13 protein-coding genes and 2 tRNA genes are annotated in these 17,446 nt (G+C 71.2%); 12 read left to right on the top strand and 3 right to left on the bottom strand.

Features of this window, described 5'->3' with window-relative positions; genetic code table 11:
• Window positions 1–108: 108 nt before the first annotated feature.
• From rsfS to KUM44_RS04390, 4 genes are all read left to right on the top strand, one after another.
• Window positions 109–555: a ribosome silencing factor gene (rsfS, locus tag KUM44_RS04375; protein ID WP_217206369.1), complete on the top strand. Its 447-nt coding sequence runs from the start codon at window positions 109–111 to the stop codon at window positions 553–555.
• Window positions 552–1,217 carry a histidine phosphatase family protein gene (locus KUM44_RS04380; protein ID WP_374202011.1) on the top strand — a complete coding sequence of 222 codons (666 nt, stop codon included), beginning with the start codon at window positions 552–554 and terminating at the stop codon, window positions 1,215–1,217. Before rsfS ends, KUM44_RS04380 begins: the two co-directional genes overlap by 4 nt.
• Before the next feature lie 103 nt (window positions 1,218–1,320).
• Window positions 1,321–1,393, top strand: a tRNA-Ala gene (locus tag KUM44_RS04385).
• A 506-nt stretch (window positions 1,394–1,899) separates the two neighbouring features.
• Window positions 1,900–2,133 (top strand): hypothetical protein, encoded by a 234-nt coding sequence (locus KUM44_RS04390; RefSeq protein WP_003976229.1) that lies wholly within the window; start codon window positions 1,900–1,902, stop codon window positions 2,131–2,133.
• Here KUM44_RS04390 and KUM44_RS04395 read toward each other — a convergent pair.
• Window positions 2,112–3,329 carry a glycosyltransferase 87 family protein gene (locus tag KUM44_RS04395; RefSeq protein WP_308402486.1) on the bottom strand — a complete coding sequence of 406 codons (1,218 nt, stop codon included), beginning with the start codon at window positions 3,327–3,329 and terminating at the stop codon, window positions 2,112–2,114. The genes KUM44_RS04390 and KUM44_RS04395 overlap by 22 nt on opposite strands.
• Before the next feature lie 123 nt (window positions 3,330–3,452).
• On the opposite strand from KUM44_RS04395, the gene KUM44_RS04400 reads away from it, so the two are divergent.
• A tRNA-Ala gene (locus KUM44_RS04400) sits at window positions 3,453–3,525 on the top strand.
• Window positions 3,526–3,661: 136 nt separating this feature from the next.
• Here the strand turns inward: KUM44_RS04400 and KUM44_RS04405 are convergent.
• Window positions 3,662–5,275 carry an NADH-quinone oxidoreductase subunit NuoF family protein gene (locus tag KUM44_RS04405; protein ID WP_217206375.1) on the bottom strand — a complete coding sequence of 538 codons (1,614 nt, stop codon included), beginning with the start codon at window positions 5,273–5,275 and terminating at the stop codon, window positions 3,662–3,664.
• On the bottom strand, window positions 5,272–6,630 hold the full coding sequence (locus tag KUM44_RS04410; RefSeq protein WP_217206377.1) for a ferric reductase-like transmembrane domain-containing protein: 1,359 nt from the start codon (window positions 6,628–6,630) through the stop codon (window positions 5,272–5,274). Before KUM44_RS04410 ends, KUM44_RS04405 begins: the two co-directional genes overlap by 4 nt.
• A 470-nt stretch (window positions 6,631–7,100) precedes the next feature.
• Between KUM44_RS04410 and leuS the strand changes: the two genes are divergently transcribed.
• From leuS to KUM44_RS04445, 7 genes are all read left to right on the top strand, one after another.
• Window positions 7,101–9,974, top strand: coding sequence for a leucine--tRNA ligase (gene leuS / locus KUM44_RS04415; protein WP_217206378.1), 2,874 nt, complete (start codon window positions 7,101–7,103; stop codon window positions 9,972–9,974).
• 196 nt (window positions 9,975–10,170) lie between these two features.
• On the top strand, window positions 10,171–10,944 hold the full coding sequence (locus tag KUM44_RS04420) for a hypothetical protein (protein WP_217206379.1): 774 nt from the start codon (window positions 10,171–10,173) through the stop codon (window positions 10,942–10,944).
• Window positions 10,945–11,036: 92 nt separating this feature from the next.
• Window positions 11,037–11,882 (top strand): DegV family protein, encoded by an 846-nt coding sequence (locus KUM44_RS04425; RefSeq protein ID WP_217206380.1) that lies wholly within the window; start codon window positions 11,037–11,039, stop codon window positions 11,880–11,882.
• 656 nt (window positions 11,883–12,538) lie between these two features.
• Window positions 12,539–13,201, top strand: coding sequence for a helix-hairpin-helix domain-containing protein (locus KUM44_RS47490; protein ID WP_374202012.1), 663 nt, complete (start codon window positions 12,539–12,541; stop codon window positions 13,199–13,201).
• Window positions 13,202–13,233: 32 nt separating this feature from the next.
• On the top strand, window positions 13,234–15,957 hold the full coding sequence (locus tag KUM44_RS04435) for a ComEC/Rec2 family competence protein (protein WP_217206382.1): 2,724 nt from the start codon (window positions 13,234–13,236) through the stop codon (window positions 15,955–15,957).
• A 4-nt stretch (window positions 15,958–15,961) separates the two neighbouring features.
• The gene (locus KUM44_RS04440; RefSeq protein WP_217206384.1) at window positions 15,962–16,801 is read left to right on the top strand and encodes an arylamine N-acetyltransferase; all 840 of its coding nucleotides are present in this window, start codon (window positions 15,962–15,964) and stop codon (window positions 16,799–16,801) included.
• An 80-nt stretch (window positions 16,802–16,881) separates the two neighbouring features.
• Window positions 16,882–17,127: a hypothetical protein gene (locus KUM44_RS04445; protein ID WP_217206385.1), complete on the top strand. Its 246-nt coding sequence runs from the start codon at window positions 16,882–16,884 to the stop codon at window positions 17,125–17,127.
• Window positions 17,128–17,446: the final 319 nt, after the last annotated feature.

Below are 17,446 nucleotides of genomic sequence, written 5' to 3' on the forward strand. Positions count from 1 at the left end.
ACCGCAGGCCACCCCACGTGAGCCGGTAATCACGTGGGGTGTTGTCACCGGTCCGTGAGACCCTTGAGGTCGAGTAAAGCCAAGTGCCCGCCGACCGAAAGCCTTGTAGTGACCGCTACCGACCGTTCCCTCGAGCTCGTACACACCGCCGCCCAGGCCGCCGCCGACAAGCTCGCGCACGACATCATCGCCTACGACGTCAGCGACGTCCTGTCGATCACGGACGCCTTCCTGCTGGCCTCCGCGCCCAACGACCGCCAGGTCAAGTCGATCGTCGACGAGATCGAGGAGCGGCTCCAGAAAGAGCTCGGCGCCAAGCCGGTGCGCCGCGAGGGTGACCGCGAGGCCCGCTGGGTGCTGCTCGACTACGTCGACATCGTCGTCCACGTCCAGCACAGCGAGGAGCGCGTCTTCTACGCCCTGGAGCGGCTGTGGAAGGACTGCCCCGAGCTCGACCTGCCCGAGGACGCCAAGGCCACCCGCGGCAAGGCCGCGGAGCACGCCAAGCTCCAGGCCGCCGAGGAAGCGGCCGAGCTGGGCGGTGAATGGCGATGAGCACCACCGACGAGGTGCCCACGGGCAAGCCCGGCCGCCGCGTCATCCTGTGGCGGCACGGCCAGACCTCGTGGAACGTGGAGCGCCGCTTCCAGGGCACCACGGACGTCGCCCTCACCGAGGCCGGCCTCGCCCAGGCCCGCCGTGCCGCCCGGCTCCTCGCCGGCCTCAAGCCGGACGCGATCATCGCCTCCGACCTCCAGCGCGCCGCCCACACGGCCGCCGAGCTGGCCGCGCTCACGGCCCTGGAGGTGACGTACGACGAGGCCCTGCGCGAGACCTACGCGGGCGCCTGGCAGGGCCTGACGCACGAGGAGATCATCGAGCGGTACGGCGATGAGTACGCGGCGTGGAAGCGCGGCGAGCCGGTGCGCCGCGGCGGCGGCGAACTGGAGACCGAGGTCGCCGACCGCGCCGCCCCCGTGGTGGTCCGGCACGCCGAGAAGCTCCCCGACAACGGCACGCTCGTCGTGGTCAGCCACGGCGGCACGATCCGTACGACCATCGGCCGCCTCATCGGCCTGGAGCCCCGGTACTGGGAGAGCCTCGGCGGTCTCACCAACTGCTGCTGGTCCGTCCTGGGCGAGGGTGCCCGCGGCTGGCGTCTGCTGGAGCACAACGCCGGCACCCTGCCGGAGCCGGTCCTCGGCGACGACGACTGACGCCGGCCCGGATTTCACTTTCTGGCAGGTCGCAGGCTAAAGTTCTTCTTGTTCGCCCCGCCGAGCGGGGCGAAACACCATGTGGCTCCGCCACGTGGGACCAGGGGCTATAGCTCAGTTGGTAGAGCGCCTGCATGGCATGCAGGAGGTCAGGAGTTCAATTCTCCTTAGCTCCACAGCGAGACAACGAGATCCCGCCGATCGCTTCGATCGGCGGGATCTTCTGGTATCCACGGCGGGCGCCCGGATCAACGGCCGGGTGGGTGCGGCCGGTTCGCGCACGGCCCCGGCCTTCGCCGGACTGTTCGGATCCGGCTTGAGTCACTCGGGCCCCGCCAGGCGTATACCTCTCACGAGGCGCTTCGGGGTGCGGGTGCGCACGGTCCGTACGGCGGCGAAGGCTGCCGTGTCCGGACTGGTACTGAGGCGTCGCTGACCGTATTGGTCCGGCCGTGGCAGAATCAAACGGCCGGAAGGGGGCGCGGCCCGACGGGAGGGAGTAGTGATGCCTGCGAGCATCCTCGAGGAGGTCGGTGGCCTCCTCGAAGCAGCTTTGACACGGGATACGATCACTCGCCTCAGCTGCCCTTCCTGCGGCTCCGTCCATGTCGCCCAGCTTCTTGGTGACAACGGCGGAATTTCCTACGTGTGCACGGCCTGCGGCCACAGCTGGAGCTGATCGATGGGTGCACACAGGCGAAAGTGCGACTGGTGCGGCAGCGGAACGCCGATCGTCCGTGACATGGAACCGGTGAACCCCGACTACCAGTACTGGTGCGAGGAATGCGCGCGGGCGCTGATCATAAAAGGCGACCCCATCGAGACCTACCGTGAACTCGAGGGTGAACCGATCTATGGCCGTCTCCTCGAAGAACACTGCACGCTCAAGCGTTTCTATTCCTTCGTCACGGCTTGAGTCCCGCCGGGGTTCCGATTCATGAGGGACACCCCGGCGATCACAAGGAAAAGACAACCGGCCGTCCCGTAGAGGGCGGACAGCAGCAACTCGATGCCGTTCTGGTGCAGTTCGTGCCGTTCTGGCCCATGGGGCACCCACCACAGCGCATACGAGGAGAAGACCAGCAGCGTGCCGAGGGCGAGAGCCCGGTACGCGCGCGTACCGGGGGCGCCGAGGAGCAGGACCACCGGCACGCACCACACCCAGTGGTGAGACCAGGACACCGGACTGGCGAGCAGCCCCGTCACCGCGCACACGGCCACCGCCCAGGGCCGCCGCCCGCGCAGCTCGGCCACCACGGCCACGCCCAGCCCTGCCACGACCACCACGGCCGCTGTCAGCGCCCAGAGGGCCCCGGGCTCCGGAGTGTGCAGCAGCCGGGCAAGAACGCCGCGCAGGGCCTGGTTCGCGGTGTCCTCGGCGTGCCCGACGCGCCCCGCCGCGAACACCACATGGGTCCAGAAACGCCAGGAGTCGTACGGCAGTACAGCGGCGGCCGGCGCGGTCGCCGCGGCGAACCAGGAAGCCGCCACGCGCGCGTGCCGCAACCAGGGGCCGCCGGATCCGTGCCGACGCCGGGCCACGACACCGGTGACGAGCAGGAACACCGCGAACAGGGCGGGCGTCAGCTTGACCGCCGCAGCGCACCCAATGCCGACGCCGGCCCAGCGTTCTCCCGGCCGGCGTGACAGATCCCACAGCACCAGGACGGCGAGCAGCAGATTGATCTGCCCGTACCGCAAAGTCGTCCACACCGGCTCGCACCACACAGCCACCGCGGCGACCCACCAGACGGTCTCCACCCGCGCGTGCCCGACCAGACGCAGGGACAGCCGCACGAACACCACCACAAGCGCGAGGTTCCCGGCCGTCGCCAGGGTGTGCAGGGTCGCCGCGTCGAGGAGCGTCAGCGGGGTGAACAGCAGGGCCGCGAACGGCGGGTAGGTGGCGGGCAGGCCCGCGGCCGTCGCCCGCAGCGCGTACAGGTCGCCTCCCGCCCGTACGGTCGCGCCCTCGGCCCGGTACACCATCAGGTCGATCATCGAGACGTCCGCGACCCTCTGCGCGACCCAGAACGCGGCGAAGGAGACCAGGCAGGCGCCCAGGGCGACCGGTGCTCGGCGGTGGACTCCGGGCGGCGCGATCACGGTCACGGAATCCGACATTAGTGGGCGTATCGGTGTCGTACCGGTGTCGGATGGAAACGATTTGGTGCTGCACTGGGTCGCCCGGTAATGTTGGCGTCGCCGCCAGGGAAACCGGGCGGACCAAAGCAAGGGGCTATAGCTCAGTTGGTAGAGCGCCTGCATGGCATGCAGGAGGTCAGGAGTTCAATTCTCCTTAGCTCCACAGCGAGATCCCGCCGGGTCGATTCGATCCGGCGGGATCTTTTTCGTGCTCGAACGCCGTTGGTTCCAAGGCCGGTTGGGGAACGAACGAGGGGCCGTCCGGATCGGACGGCCCCTCTACGCGTGCGTGCCGGGCTTCAGCGGCCCAGCGCGCGCCTGCCGCGGCCCTGGGAGAGGACCGGCAGGTTGTTGCGGGAGGAGTCCCCCGCGCGGGTGTCCTCCTCGATCCGCAGGGCGAGGGCGGGGCAACGGCGTACCGCGCGCAGGGCCTTGGCCTCGGCGTAGCGCGGGACCTTCGCCTGGGCGACGGTCGGGAAGCCGTCGGCGCCCAGTTGGAAGACCTCCGGAAGGATGTCCGCGCACAGGCCGTGGCCGCGGCACAGCGTCCAGTCGACGTAGATCTTCTGACGGCTGGGGCCGTTCTCCTCCGACTCGGCGCCGCCAGGGATGCCCGACGGGCCCCTGCCGCCCTCGAAGAGCGGCAGAACGCCCTCCACGGGCCGTCCGCAGCCGTTGCCGAGGACATGGGCCGCCAGGTCGTCGGTGAACGCCTTGATGGTCGACTCCAGGAACATCGCGGAGCCGTCCGGGTGCGAGCACGCGCCGCGCCGCTTCACGTTCTTCGCGACCTGCTTGAGGGCCTCCAGGGCGGCCGGTCCGCCGCCGTTGAGGATGTCCTCCATGCCGCGCGCGGCGGCCGGCAGACCGAGGTAGCAGGGGCCGCACTGCCCCGCGCTCTCCTCGGCCAGCCACTGCGCGACCCGCAGTGACTCGCCCAGCGGGCAGGTCTCCTGAGTGATCGGCAGGATCGCGCCGGCGCCGAGCGCCCCGCCCACGGCGTCCAGGGAGTTACGGGAGACGATCGCCTCGTTGACCGTCGCCGCGTCGATCCACTTGCCGTGGTAGCCGCCGGTCAGCACACCCTGCGGGACGGGCGGGGCGCCGGCGAGCTGGAGGACGTAGCGCAGCGGCACGCCCGTGGGCACCTCGATGACCATCGGGCGGGTGACCGCGCCGGAGACCGTGAGCATGACGGTGCCCGGCTCGTCGTACAGGCCGGTGTTGCCGTAGCGCTCCGGACCGATGCGGGCGGCGATGGCCAGCTGCGCGAACGTCTCGGCGTTGGACAGCAGGGTCGGGGCGCCGCCGACGCCGTTCTGCGAGGCGCTGACCTTGCGGCCGGGCGGGATCGCCGGGCCGCCGTCGATGGAGCGGATGACGGAGGCGGCGGCGCCGGTGACCATGCGCACCGGGTTGCGTTGGACGAACGCGCGTAGAGCGGAGCGGCGGCTGTTGCTGAGGCCGCGTTCGGCGAGGGCGGCCTCCATGGAGCGCTGGGTGGACTCCCGGGTGACCGCCACCACGAGCGTGCGGGCACCCAGGGCTTCGGCGCACAGCAGCGCGCCGTCCAGGATGAGGTGCGGGGCACGGTTGATCATCACCGTGTCCTTGCGGCAGGCCGGTTCGTCCTCACTGCCGTTGACGACCACGACCGGTCGGACTCCGCGCTTGATCGCGGCCTCCGCGACCGAGCGCAGCTTCTTGTGGAAGGGGAAGCCCGCGCCGCCGCGGCCCTTCAGATTGATGTTCTCGGCGAGCTTCGCGAGCTGCTCGCCGCCCATCGGTTCGAGCGGCCCGTGCACCTTCAGATGCATGGGCAGATCGAGTCTTTCGACAAGGTCGAAGCCCGACGTGAGCTGGGGAAGACCGACCACGCGGACTTCGGGTACGTCGGGCAGGGCCTCGTTCACTTAAAGCCTCCGGAAGGCGTGTTCCAAGGTTCGCCCGAACCCGGTGCGTCGAAGTCGTAGGAGGCACCGGGCAGTGTTTCAGTGGCGGGACCGCTGTTGTTGTACGTGTCGTTCTGGTTGTACGTGCCGAAGACGGCGTTCGTCTCAGCGGTGTCGTACACATCACTCGAGCCGTAGCCCGCAGCGCCGGTGCCGTAGCCCTGGGCGCCTGAATTGCCATAGACGGGGATGTTGTATCCCGTGTCGTTGAGCGGGTCGTAGGACGAGGGGGGTGCTTCGCCCACGGGTGGCGGGGACGGGATCGGCCAGCTGCCCGAGGTGCTGCCGCCGCCGTCGACGCGGGGGATCGCCTCCGTCGGCTGTAGGTCCGGGGGCAGGTCCATGCGGGCGGTCTGGTCGGCCGCGTAGGACTGCTGTCGCCCGCGGGAGCGGGGCGAGACGGCGCGGTAGGCGGCGGCGAAGCCGCCCGTGGACTCCGCGGACGCGGGCGCCTGGGAGGGCATTCCGGGCAGCGGGCCCGGCCGCTCCTCGCGTGCGGAGCGCTCACCGCGCGAGCCCCGCCCCGGGCGCTGGTTCTCGTAGCCCGGCAGCGCGGACCCGGACGACGCCCTGGCGCGGCTCTCCTCCAGGTCCTCGCGGCCCGCCGACTCGTCACGGCCGATGACCTGGGCGATCCGGTCGGCGAACTTGCGCTTGACGGGGCGCGGGGCGGCGCGCAGCGCGAGGGCCGCGGCGACGGCGACGACGCAGAGTTCGTAGCAGACCATGAAGAACGTCTTCGCCGGGCGGCCTGCGAACAGGCCGTGGACCAGCGCCGCGCACCAGGCCGGGTAGGCCAGCATGTGCATCGCGCGCCAGCGCGCGGCGACCGGCGCAGGGGAGGCGAACTGGTTGCGCAGCGCGCCGGTGATGCCCACGAAGATCATGAGCAGGGCGGCCAGGGAGCCCAGGCCGATGAGGAAGGCGCTGCCGGGGATCTCGTCGCCGCCCGCGAACACGAGGCTGAAGGGGATCAGCGCGGCGAGCGGGCCGACGTGGTCCAGCGCCAGTTTCACGCCGATGTGCACCAGCAGGAACGCGATCGAGGCCACGGCGGTCACCCGGTGGATGCCCTGCGCGATGATCCGCTGGCGGGTGTTGAGGATCATCCGGTCCTGGGCGACGAGGCCCCAGATCACCGAGCAGGTGAGACACACGAGCGACAGGACGCCGGCCCCGAAGTTGAGGAACTCCGTGAGCCAGCTGCCGCCGATCAGCACCACCAGGGGTATGAGCAGCAGAACAGCAGCGGTCGCCACCCCGTAGGCCGACCGGCCCGGTTTGGGGAGCGAACTGTTACTACGACGAGGGTTCATGGGGGCAACTCCGAGCGGTTCGGGAAGGCGGTCCCGCTGCCGCACTCTAAGTGGCTCCATACCGAGGGGTACGGCGTTTGAGTTATTGCGTTGTTATCTACGGGCCGTAAGGGCTTGCGGTGTCCCTTAGTGGCTGTTACGTCAGGTAACAATTGAACGTTGCTCAGCTTTTCGAGGTCTTCACAACTTTCAGGTACGGAGCAGGGGGCGCTGTTGTTCATGTGTGAGCCCTCTCGTGACTCCGGTCGTGCGCCCCGCCGGAAGCCCGTCGCGACCCGCTCTGGCCCTGCGGTACCCTGACGCCATGCGTGCCGTACGCCTTCTGCTTAGCGGGCCGCGCTGATCAGTCCCGACCACCGGGCGAATCGGATGGTCGGAATCGGCGCGGCGTCCCCTCCTGTGCGAGGGGATTTTTCGTTTCCAGAGAACCGCAGCCGCTGGCAGAGACGATCGATGGAGCTTTGAGGATCATGAGCGAGACGAACCCCGCTGCCACCGCCGAGGTGGCCGCGCCGCACCGCTACACGGCGGCCATGGCTGCCGAGATCGAGGCACGCTGGCAGGACTTCTGGGACGCCGAGGGTACGTACGCCGCTCCGAACCCCAAGGGTGACCTGGCGGGCGACCCCGAGCTGGTCGCCAAGCCCAAGAAGTTCATCATGGACATGTTCCCGTACCCCTCCGGTGCGGGCCTGCACGTCGGCCACCCCCTGGGCTACATCGCGACCGACGTCTTCGCGCGTTTCCAGCGCATGACCGGACACAACGTCCTGCACACCCTGGGCTTCGACGCCTTCGGCCTGCCCGCCGAGCAGTACGCCGTGCAGACGGGCACGCACCCGCGTGTCTCCACCGAGGCCAACATCGAGAACATGAAGGTCCAGCTGCGCCGGCTGGGCCTGGGCCACGACAAGCGCCGGTCGTTCGCCACGATCGACCCGGACTACTACAAGTGGACCCAGTGGATCTTCCTGAAGATCTTCAACTCCTGGTACGACGACGAGGCGAAGAAGGCTCGGCCGATCTCCGAGCTGATCGCGCAGTTCGAGTCCGGTGAGCGCGCCGTACCCGGGACCACGCGCGCGTGGAGCGAGCTGGGCGCCGCCGAGCGCGCCGACGTCCTGGGTGGGTACCGCCTGGCGTACGCCTCCGACGCGCCGGTCAACTGGTGCCCCGGTCTGGGCACCGTGCTGGCCAACGAGGAGGTCACCGCCGAAGGCCGCTCCGAGCGCGGCAACTTCCCGGTCTTCAAGGCCAAGCTGCGCCAGTGGAACATGCGGATCACCGCGTACGCCGACCGGCTGCTGGACGATCTGACCGAGCTGGACTGGCCCGAGGCCATCAAGCTGCAGCAGCGCAACTGGATCGGCCGGTCCGAGGGTGCCCGCGTCGACTTCCCGATCGACGGGGAGCGCATCACGGTCTTCACCACGCGCCCGGACACCCTGTTCGGCGCCTCTTACATGGTGCTCGCGCCCGAGCACCCGCTGGTCGAGAAGTTCACCCCGGACGCCTGGCCCGAGGGGACGCACGACGTGTGGACCGGCGGCCACGCGACCCCGGCCGAGGCCGTCGCCGCCTACCGCGCGCAGGCCGCCTCCAAGTCCGACGTCGAGCGCCAGGCCGAGGCCAAGGACAAGACCGGCGTCTTCATCGGCTCGTACGCGACCAACCCGGTCAACGGCGAGAAGGTCCCCGTCTTCATCGCCGACTACGTCCTGATGGGCTACGGCACCGGCGCGATCATGGCCGTACCCTGCGGCGACCAGCGTGACTTCGAGTTCGCGCGCGCCTTCGAGCTGCCGATCCCCAGCATCGTCGAGCCGACCGACGGCCGGGGCACCGACACCTCGACCTGGCAGGACGCCTTCGCGTCGTACGAGGCGAAGATCATCAACTCCTCCAACGACGACATCTCCCTGGACGGCCTGGGCGTCGCCGAGGCCAAGGCCCGCATCACCGAGTGGCTGGAGCGGTCCGGCGTCGGCGAGGGCACGGTCAACTTCCGGCTGCGAGACTGGCTGTTCAGTCGGCAGCGCTACTGGGGCGAGCCCTTCCCGATCGTCTACGACGAGGACGGCATCGCCCACGCGCTGCCCGAGTCGATGCTGCCGCTGGAGCTGCCCGAGGTCGAGGACTACAGCCCGCGCACCTTCGACCCGGACGACGCCCACACCGAGCCCGAGACGCCGCTGTCGCGCAACGAGGAGTGGGTCAACGTCACCCTGGACCTGGGCGACGGACCGAAGCGCTACCGGCGCGAGACCAACACCATGCCCAACTGGGCGGGTTCCTGCTGGTACGAGCTGCGCTACCTGGACCCGCACAACAGCGGGCAACTGGTCGACCCGGAGATCGAGCAGTACTGGATGGGCCCGCGCGAGGGCCAGCCGCACGGCGGCGTCGACCTGTACGTCGGCGGCGCCGAGCACGCCGTGCTGCACCTGCTGTACGCGCGCTTCTGGTCCAAGGTCCTGTTCGACCTGGGCCACGTCTCCTCCGCGGAGCCGTTCCACAAGCTGTTCAACCAGGGCATGATCCAGGCCTACGTCTACCGCGACAGCCGTGGCATCGCGGTACCGGCCGCCGAGGTGGAGGAGCGCGACGGCGCCTACTACTACCAGGGCGAGAAGGTCTCCCGGCTGCTGGGCAAGATGGGCAAGTCCCTGAAGAACGCGGTCACCCCGGACGAGATCGCCGCCGAGTACGGCGCCGACACGTTGCGGCTGTACGAGATGGCCATGGGGCCGCTGGACGTTTCCCGGCCGTGGGACACTCGCGCGGTGGTCGGCCAGTTCCGGCTGCTTCAGCGGCTGTGGCGCAACGTCGTCGACGAGACGACCGGTGCTGTGACGGTGGTGGACGCCGAGCCCGACGAGGACACGCTGCGTGCCCTGCACAAGGCCATCGACGGGGTGCGAGGTGACCTGGAGGGCATGCGGTTCAACACCGCCATCGCCAAGGTCACCGAGCTGAACAACCACCTGACCAAGGCCGGCGGGGCGGTGCCGCGCCCGGTCGCCGAGGCGCTGGTGCTGATGGTCGCGCCGCTGGCCCCGCATGTGGCCGAGGAGCTGTGGCGCAGGCTGGGCCACGAGGACTCGGTGGTGCACCAGGACTTCCCGGTCGCCGACCCGGCCTACGTCGTGGACGAGACCGTGACCTGCGTCGTGCAGATCAAGGGCAAGGTCAAGGCCCGCCTGGAGGTCTCGCCGGCCATCTCCGAGGAGGACCTGGAAAAGGTCGCCCTGTCCGACGAGAAGGTCGTGGCGGCACTGGACGGCGCCGGGATCCGGAAGGTGATCGTGCGGGCGCCGAAGCTGGTGAACATCGTTCCGGCGTAGGTCCAGTCCACGGCCGAGCTCTACACGGTGGGTCGGTCGGGTCGCGGTGACGTCGCTTCTCGGCTCGGCGTGATCTTCGCTCGGGGTGATCCCCTACGGGCAGGTTCGGGGTTCTGCTGGAACTCCGGGCCTGCCCGCTGCGTTTACCGTTGAAGAGCGACGCGGTATGTGTCGCGACCGGCCGGAGGAGGAGTTCGTGGACGCAGTAACCGCAGTCTTGGCGCTGCTCTTCGTGCTCTTCGTCGTGCTCGGCGCGTACGCCACGGTGAAGGTGGTCGGGGCCGCCAAGCGCCGCGTGGACGAGACCATCACCCATGCCCGGCGCACGGTCGAGGACGGCACCCTGCGGGCCAAGTCCTTCGCCCAGCCGGGCCCGGCCGGGGAGCTCGCCCAGCTGCGGCTGAAGCTGCGCACCTCCATGCGGGCCACCCAGGACGCGCTGCACGCGGGCGTGGCCGAGGACGAGTCCCTCAAGGAGTCCCTCGGTCTCTTCCAGCGCCTCAGCGCGCACGGGCACGAACTGGACGCCGAGCTGCGGCGCCTGGAGTCCGAGCCGGACCGCGCGACACTCGCCGAGCGGCTGCCCGACCTGCGCGAACGCACCGAGCGCATCGTCCATGCCGCCGACTCGCTGCGCTGGGCCGCCCGCGACCGGGCACGCCGCTTCGCCGACGACGACCTGGACACCCTCAGCGCCCAGATCGACGTGGAGACCGGTGCACTGCGGCACTGGCAGACGGAGGAGACCGCGTCGTCGCCCTCGTCGCCCTCGCCCTCGCCCTCGTCCGCGACGCCGCCGCCGTGGCCGGAGGCCCCCGCCGCCCAGGCCGCCCCGACGGCCGAGCAGACCTGGCCGGACACCTCTCGGACGCAGCGAGCCGAGGAGCCCACGCGGCCCGCGATCACCCCGCCCGGCCCTCGCCCGACCTACCCCTGGCAGAAGAAACCCCGCCCCGAGAGCACGACTTGAGCCTGGTGAGCGCGAGTTGATCCGGTCAAGGCATTTCCAGGTGAGCGGGGTCGGGCTGCCGCCCGGGCGCTACGGCAGGTAACCTCCAGCTCATGTCCCGCCATGTCGCGATCGTCACCGATTCAACGGCCTACCTGCCGCCGCGGACGATGGAGCGCCACGGCATCACCTCAGTACCCCTGACCGTGGTCGTCGGCGGTCAGGCACTGGACGAGGGCACCGAGATCTCGACCCGTTCCCTCGCCCAGGCGTTGCAGAAGCGACGCCCCGTCACCACCTCGCGCCCCAGCCCTCAGGTCTTCGCGGAGCACTACCGCAAGGTCGCCGAGGCCGGCGCCACCGGCATCGTCTCCCTGCACCTGTCCGCCGAGCTCTCCGGCACATACGACGCGGCGGTCCTCGCGGCGCGCGAGGCGCCGGTGCCGGTGCGGGTGGTGGACACCGGGATGGTCGCGATGGCGCTCGGTTTCAGCGCGCTCGCCGCGGCCGAGGCGGCGGAGACGGGCAGCACGGTGGACGAGGCCGTCACGGCCGCGGAGAAGCGGGCCGGAAGCACGGCCGCCTACTTCTACGTCGACACCCTCGACTATCTGCGTCGCGGCGGCCGTATCGGCGCGGCGCAGGCCCTGCTGGGCTCGGCGCTCGCAGTGAAGCCGCTGCTGCAGTTGGAGGGCGGCCGGATCGGCCCGCTGGAGAAGGTGCGCACGGCGTCCAAGGCCATCGCACGCCTGGAGGAGATCGCCGCCGACCGGGCGGGCGGTGCGCAGGTCGACATCGCGGTGCACCATCTCGCCGCTCCCGACCGGGCGTCGGCCCTGGCGGACCGCCTGCGAGCGCGGGTCCCTGGGCTCGCCGACCTGCATGTGAGCGAGGTGGGGGCGGTGATCGGGGCGCATACGGGGCCCGGGTTGTTGGGGGTCGTGGTTTCGCCCCGGTGACGAGGGCTCAGGAGACGGGCGCTCTGGGAGTGCTCTGAGGGGAGCCACTCGTGAGGGTGGCGGAGTTTTCCACAACTGGGCGGTAATCCCCGGGAACTGAGCAAGATCATCGCGGATGGGTCGAGGTGTCCGATCCTCGTCGCATGGCACTTCGATCACGCACACGAACCACGACGGCAACCAGCGGCCCGGGCCGCGGCCCTCACTCCGACAGCCGCGCCCGCCAACGACGACGCATGAATGTCCGGGGACGGGCTCGGCAGCATCATGCGTCGGCGGCGGAGCTGCGGCGCAGGGCGAAGGTGATTTTCACCGAACGGGCGGAGGAGTGGCGGGAGTCGGGAGCGGGGCCGCCGGAGGGCGGGGAGGAGCCTGTCGGTCCTGGAGCGGCCGGGGCGTCGGGAGAAGATCTGAGCGGGGCCTGGCGTACTCGGGCGGATGCGGGCGAGGACCGGCGTACTCGGGCGGATGTGGGCGAGCGCCCGGAGATGTTGGATGCCGGTGCCGGTGCCGGTGCCGGTGCCGGTGCCGGGGGCGGGGGCGGTGACGCTGCCAGTGACGCGGGTGCTGGAGTCTGGCGGTCGCGGGCCGGGTCGGCTTTGCGGGAGCGGATGCCGGTGTGGTTGCAGGCGAGGTGTGGGCTGGAGCGGCGGAGCGTGGTCGCGCTCACGGTCGTACTCGTCCTCGCCGCAGGGTTCGCCGTGCAGCACTTCTGGGCCGGGCGGGCGCAATCCGTGCGGGCGCCCGAAGTGGTGCGGGCGGCAGCCTCGTACGGCGGAGAACAGCAGGGTGGGGAGACCGGGGCGGGCGGTGCGGCGGGAGTGTCGGGTGTGCCGGGTGTGCCGGGTGTTCCGGGCCCCGGGGGCACGGCCGCGCCCGAGATCGTCGTGGACGTAAGCGGCAAGGTGCGCAAACCCGGTATCCACCGCCTGCCCGCGGGTTCGCGAGTCGCCGACGCCCTGCGCGTGGCCGGTGGAGTGCGTCCCGGCACCAATACCGACACCCTCAACCGGGCCCGCTTCCTGGTGGACGGCGAGCAGGTGATCGTCGGAGCTCCGGCCGCCGTGCCGGGGACCGCTGCCGGTACGGGCGCGGGCACCTCGGCGGTCGCCGGGGCGGCACCCACCGCACCGGTCTCTCTCAACACGGCCACCGTGGACCAGCTCGACACCCTCCCGGGCGTCGGCCCGGTGCTGGCCCAGCACATCATCGACTACCGCACCCAGCACGGCGGCTTCCACTCGGTGGACGAGCTGCGCGAGGTCAACGGCATCGGCGACCGCCGGTTCGCCGACCTACGGAATCTCGTACGGCTATGAGGGCCAGGACGGTCATGAGGGCCAGGACGGCCATGAGCCACGGCGTCCGCACTCCCGGCCGCGCCGCCGTTCACGCCGCCTCCGGGAGCCGGCTGGGCGCCTCCCACCCCCGGCAGGAAGGGCCGACGGACCTCCGGCTCGTGCCTCCGGCGCTGGCCGCCTGGGCGACGGCGGCACTGATGCTGGACGCGCCACCGGAGTGGGCGGTCGGTGCGGCGGTCGTGGGCTTGGTCGCGGCAGGCGTACTGCTGCTGAGGCGAAGTGGAGCCAGCGAGAGAACCGGCGATCGTGACGTCACCAAGGTCACCAAGGTCACCCAGGTCACCCAGGTCACCCGGGTCACGCGGGCCACCCAGGTCACGCGGGTCACCCTCGTCCCCCACGTCACCCAGTCGCGAAGTCAGCGCCCTGCACCCCTGCGCACCACCTGGCCGCGCGTTTCAGTCGCCGCGGTGCTGCTCTGCGTCGCCGCGGCCGCCGTCTCCGCAGGGCTGCACGGGGCCGATCTGCGGCGTGGGCCGGTGCCCGGGCTGGCGCGGGAGTACGCCACGGTGACGGCGGAGGTCGAGCTCACCTCCGATCCCCGGCTGACCCGGCCCCGGGTCAAGGGGGATCACATGGCGCCGACCTCCGTGCTGATCAACGCGGATGTACGACGCGTGGAGGAGGCGGACGGTGGTTCGGTGGTCACGCGGGCGCCGGTCCTCGTGATCATCGACGCGGATCGGGTGTCGGGATCCTCCCGGGTCGTCGACGAGGGGGTGAGCGCGCCCGGGAAGGCGGACGTCCCGCCAAGGCATGCCAGCGACCGGCCTTCGCCCTGGCTGGGGCTTCTGCCCTCCACGCGCTTGCGGGTGACCGCGACGCTCGCGCCCTCGCTGATGGACGGGGACCGGGTCGCGGCCGTGCTGCGGGTGCGGGACCCGGCGGAGCCTGAGGTGGTGGGGGAGCCGTCGGCGGCGCAGCGGCTTGCCGGGGGGCTGCGGGCCGGGCTGCGGGAGGCGACCGACGGGTTGCCGGCGGATGCGCGGGCGCTGCTGCCGGGGCTGGTCGTGGGGGACACCTCGCGGATCACTCCGGAACTGGACGAGGCGTTCAAGGAGACCGACCTCGCGCACACGCTCGCCGTCTCCGGCAGCAACCTCACGATCATCCTCGCCCTGCTCATCGGCCCGCCCGGTATGGCGCAGTTGGCCGAGCGCCGTGGACTCGCGCCCCGCCTCGGTTTCTCCCTGCGGACGACGGCACTGCTCGGCGGGGCGCTCACCCTCGCCTTCGTCGTCGTGTGCCGGCCCGACCCGAGCGTGCTGCGGGCCGCTGCCTGCGGGGCTGTCGTGCTGCTCGCCCTGGCGACGGGTCGCCGCAGATCGCTGATCCCGGCGCTGGCGACGGCCGTACTCCTGCTGGTGCTGTACGACCCGTGGCTGGCCCGCAGTTACGGCTTTCTGCTCTCCGTCCTGGCCACGGGCGCCCTGCTCACCCTTGCGCCCCGGTGGAGCGCGGCGCTGCAACGGCGCCGGGTGCCGCCGAGGTTGGCCGAGGCGCTGGCGGCCGCTGCCGCCGCGCAGGCCTTGTGCGCGCCGGTCGTGGCGGTGCTGTCGGCGCGGGTGAGCCTGGTGGCGGTGCCGTGCAATCTCCTCGCGGAGTTCGCGATCGCACCGGCCACGGTGCTGGGCTTCGCGGCGTTGGCGACGGCACCGCTCGCGATGCCGTTGGCCAAGGTGCTTACCTGGTGCGCGAGTTGGCCGACCGGGTGGATCGCGGACGTCGCCCGGACGGGCGCCGCACTGCCCGGGGCGGGTGTGGACTGGCCCGGCAGCTGGGGCGGGGCGGCCTTGCTCGTCCTCGCCACGGCGGTCGTCCTGCTCGCCGGGCGGCGGCTGCTGCGGCACCCTTGGTGGTGCGGTGTCTGCGGGGTGCTGCTCCTGCTCGTGGTGGTGCAGCCGGCACCGCTGCCCAGGGTGGTCACGGGCTGGCCGCCGCCCGGGTGGCGGTTCGCGATGTGCGATGTGGGGCAGGGCGACGCGACGGTGCTCGCGGCGGGCGGGGGCACGGGCGTGGTCGTGGACGCCGGCCCCGATCCGACGTCGGTCGACCGCTGCCTGCGCGCACTCGGCATCACCAGGATCCCGCTCGTCGTCCTGACCCACTTCCACGCCGACCATGTGGCGGGCCTGCCCGGCGTGCTGCGCGGGCGGGCGGTGGGCGCGATCGAGACGACGGGGCACGAAGAGCCGGTGGACCAGGTGGAGTTCGTGCGCAGGGAGGCAGCTGCTCGGCGCATTCCCGTGACGCGGGCCGCCGCCGGGGAGGAGCGGCGCACCGGGGCGCTGAGCTGGCAGGTCGTCTGGCCGCCGGCACGCTCGTCGCCCACGGCCATGGCCCCGGACGGTCCGAACGACGCCAGTGTCTCCCTGCTCGTGCGGTCGGCCGGGCTGCGGCTCCTGCTGCTCGGGGATCTCGAACCCCCGGCCCAGCGGGCGCTGTTGAGATCACCGGCGGGGGCGCTGCTGGGCGGCGTTGATGTGCTCAAGGTCGCCCATCACGGCTCGGCGTACCAGGATCCGGAGCTCATACGCAGGGCGGCGCCGCGGCTGGCGTTGATCAGTTGCGGTGCGGACAACCCGTATGGCCACCCGGCTCCCAGCACCGTCGCTGCGCTGCGGGCGCAGGGCGCGGTGGTGCTGCGGACGGACGAGGACGGGGCGCTGGCGGTCGCGGGTACGGGCGCGCAGCTGCGGGTGGCGGGAGACTGAGGGCATGGATTCCGTAGAGGTTGATGCCTATCTCCGGCGCCTGGGGGTCGAGCACCCGGCGTGGCCCACCGTGGACGTGCTGCGCGAGCTGCATCTGCGCCATTTGCAGACCGTACCGTTCGAGAACCTGTCGGTGCATCGCGGCGAGGAGATCGTCCTGGAGGAGAAGCGGCTGCTGGACAAGGTGGTGGGGGCGAGACGGGGCGGGTTCTGCTACGAACTGAACGGGGCGTTCGGGGCGTTGCTCGGCGCGCTGGGCTTCGACGTGACGTTGCTGGCGGCGCGGGTCCACGGGCCGGAGGGGAAGCTCGGGATTCCCTACGACCACATGGCGCTGAAGGTGCGGACGGTGGACGGCGGCACCTGGCTGGCGGACGTAGGTTTCGGGGCGCACAGTCACCATCCGCTGGCGTTCGAGGCGCGGGGTGAGCAGAAGGATCCGGCGGGCGTGTTCCGGATCGTCGAGGCCGGGCCGGACGCGGCCGGTGTGCGCGGCGGGCACGACGCGGCGGAGGCCGGGGACCTGGATGTCGTCATGGACGGCAGACCGGAGTACCGATTGGAGCGGCGGCCGCGGGTGCTCGGCGACTTCCTGGCCGGAGCATGGTGGCACAGCACCTCACCGTCCTCGCACTTCACGCAGTCGCTGGTGTGTTCGCGGGTGACGGAGGAAGGAGGACGGATCACGCTCAGCGGCCGCACGTTCAAGGTGACGGCGGCCGACGGGACACGGGAGGAGCGGGAGCTGAGCACGGACGAGGAGGTGCTGGGGGTGTACCGGGAGCGGTTCGGGATCGAGCTGGACCAGGTGCCGACGGTGCGGGAGCCCGGCCGGGAGGGCTGAGTCGGCGGGGTGCTCCGGGCTGGGCGGCGTGCGCGACCCCGGTTCGCGTTCGGCGCTTGTCGGTGTCCGAGAATTGCCCCGTGAGCGATGTGAGACATGTGCTGGTGCTGCCCGATCGTGACGCGGCGGAGGAGGTCGCGGAGGCGCTCGGGGAGCGGTTCGGGATCGACGAGGAGCCTCGGCTGGTGCGGGACGCGTTGGCGGGGGAGGACGACGCCGAGGACGCGCAGTGGTTGGTGCTGCTGCGGGACGAGGCCGAGCGGCTGGAACCCGGGGAGCTGAACGAGTTCGTAGGGGAGTGGGACGGCTGGCGGGAGGAGCCGTAGCCTGACCGCGGCTGGCGGCTGGCGGCTGGCGGCTGGCGGCTGGCGGCTGGCGGTCGGCCGCTGGCGGTTGGTGACTGGGCATCCCGTCAGACACTCAGCGACCTGAGACCTGAGACCTGAGACCTGAGACCTGAGACCTGAGACCTGAGACCTGAGACCTGCGACCCGTGCTCCGGCACCCGCCAGGCACTCGGCGACTGTGACTCGTGCCCCGGCACCCGTCGGGCACATCCGCGCCCTGTGATCCGCGCCCCAGTCCTCGCAGGGCACACGCCACCCGGCCCCCGGCACCTGCAAGCACCCCCACGCCCCCACCCCC

The sequence above is a fragment of the Streptomyces sp. AC550_RSS872 genome (assembly GCF_019049285.1).
In the GTDB taxonomy this organism is placed as follows: domain Bacteria; phylum Actinomycetota; class Actinomycetes; order Streptomycetales; family Streptomycetaceae; genus Streptomyces.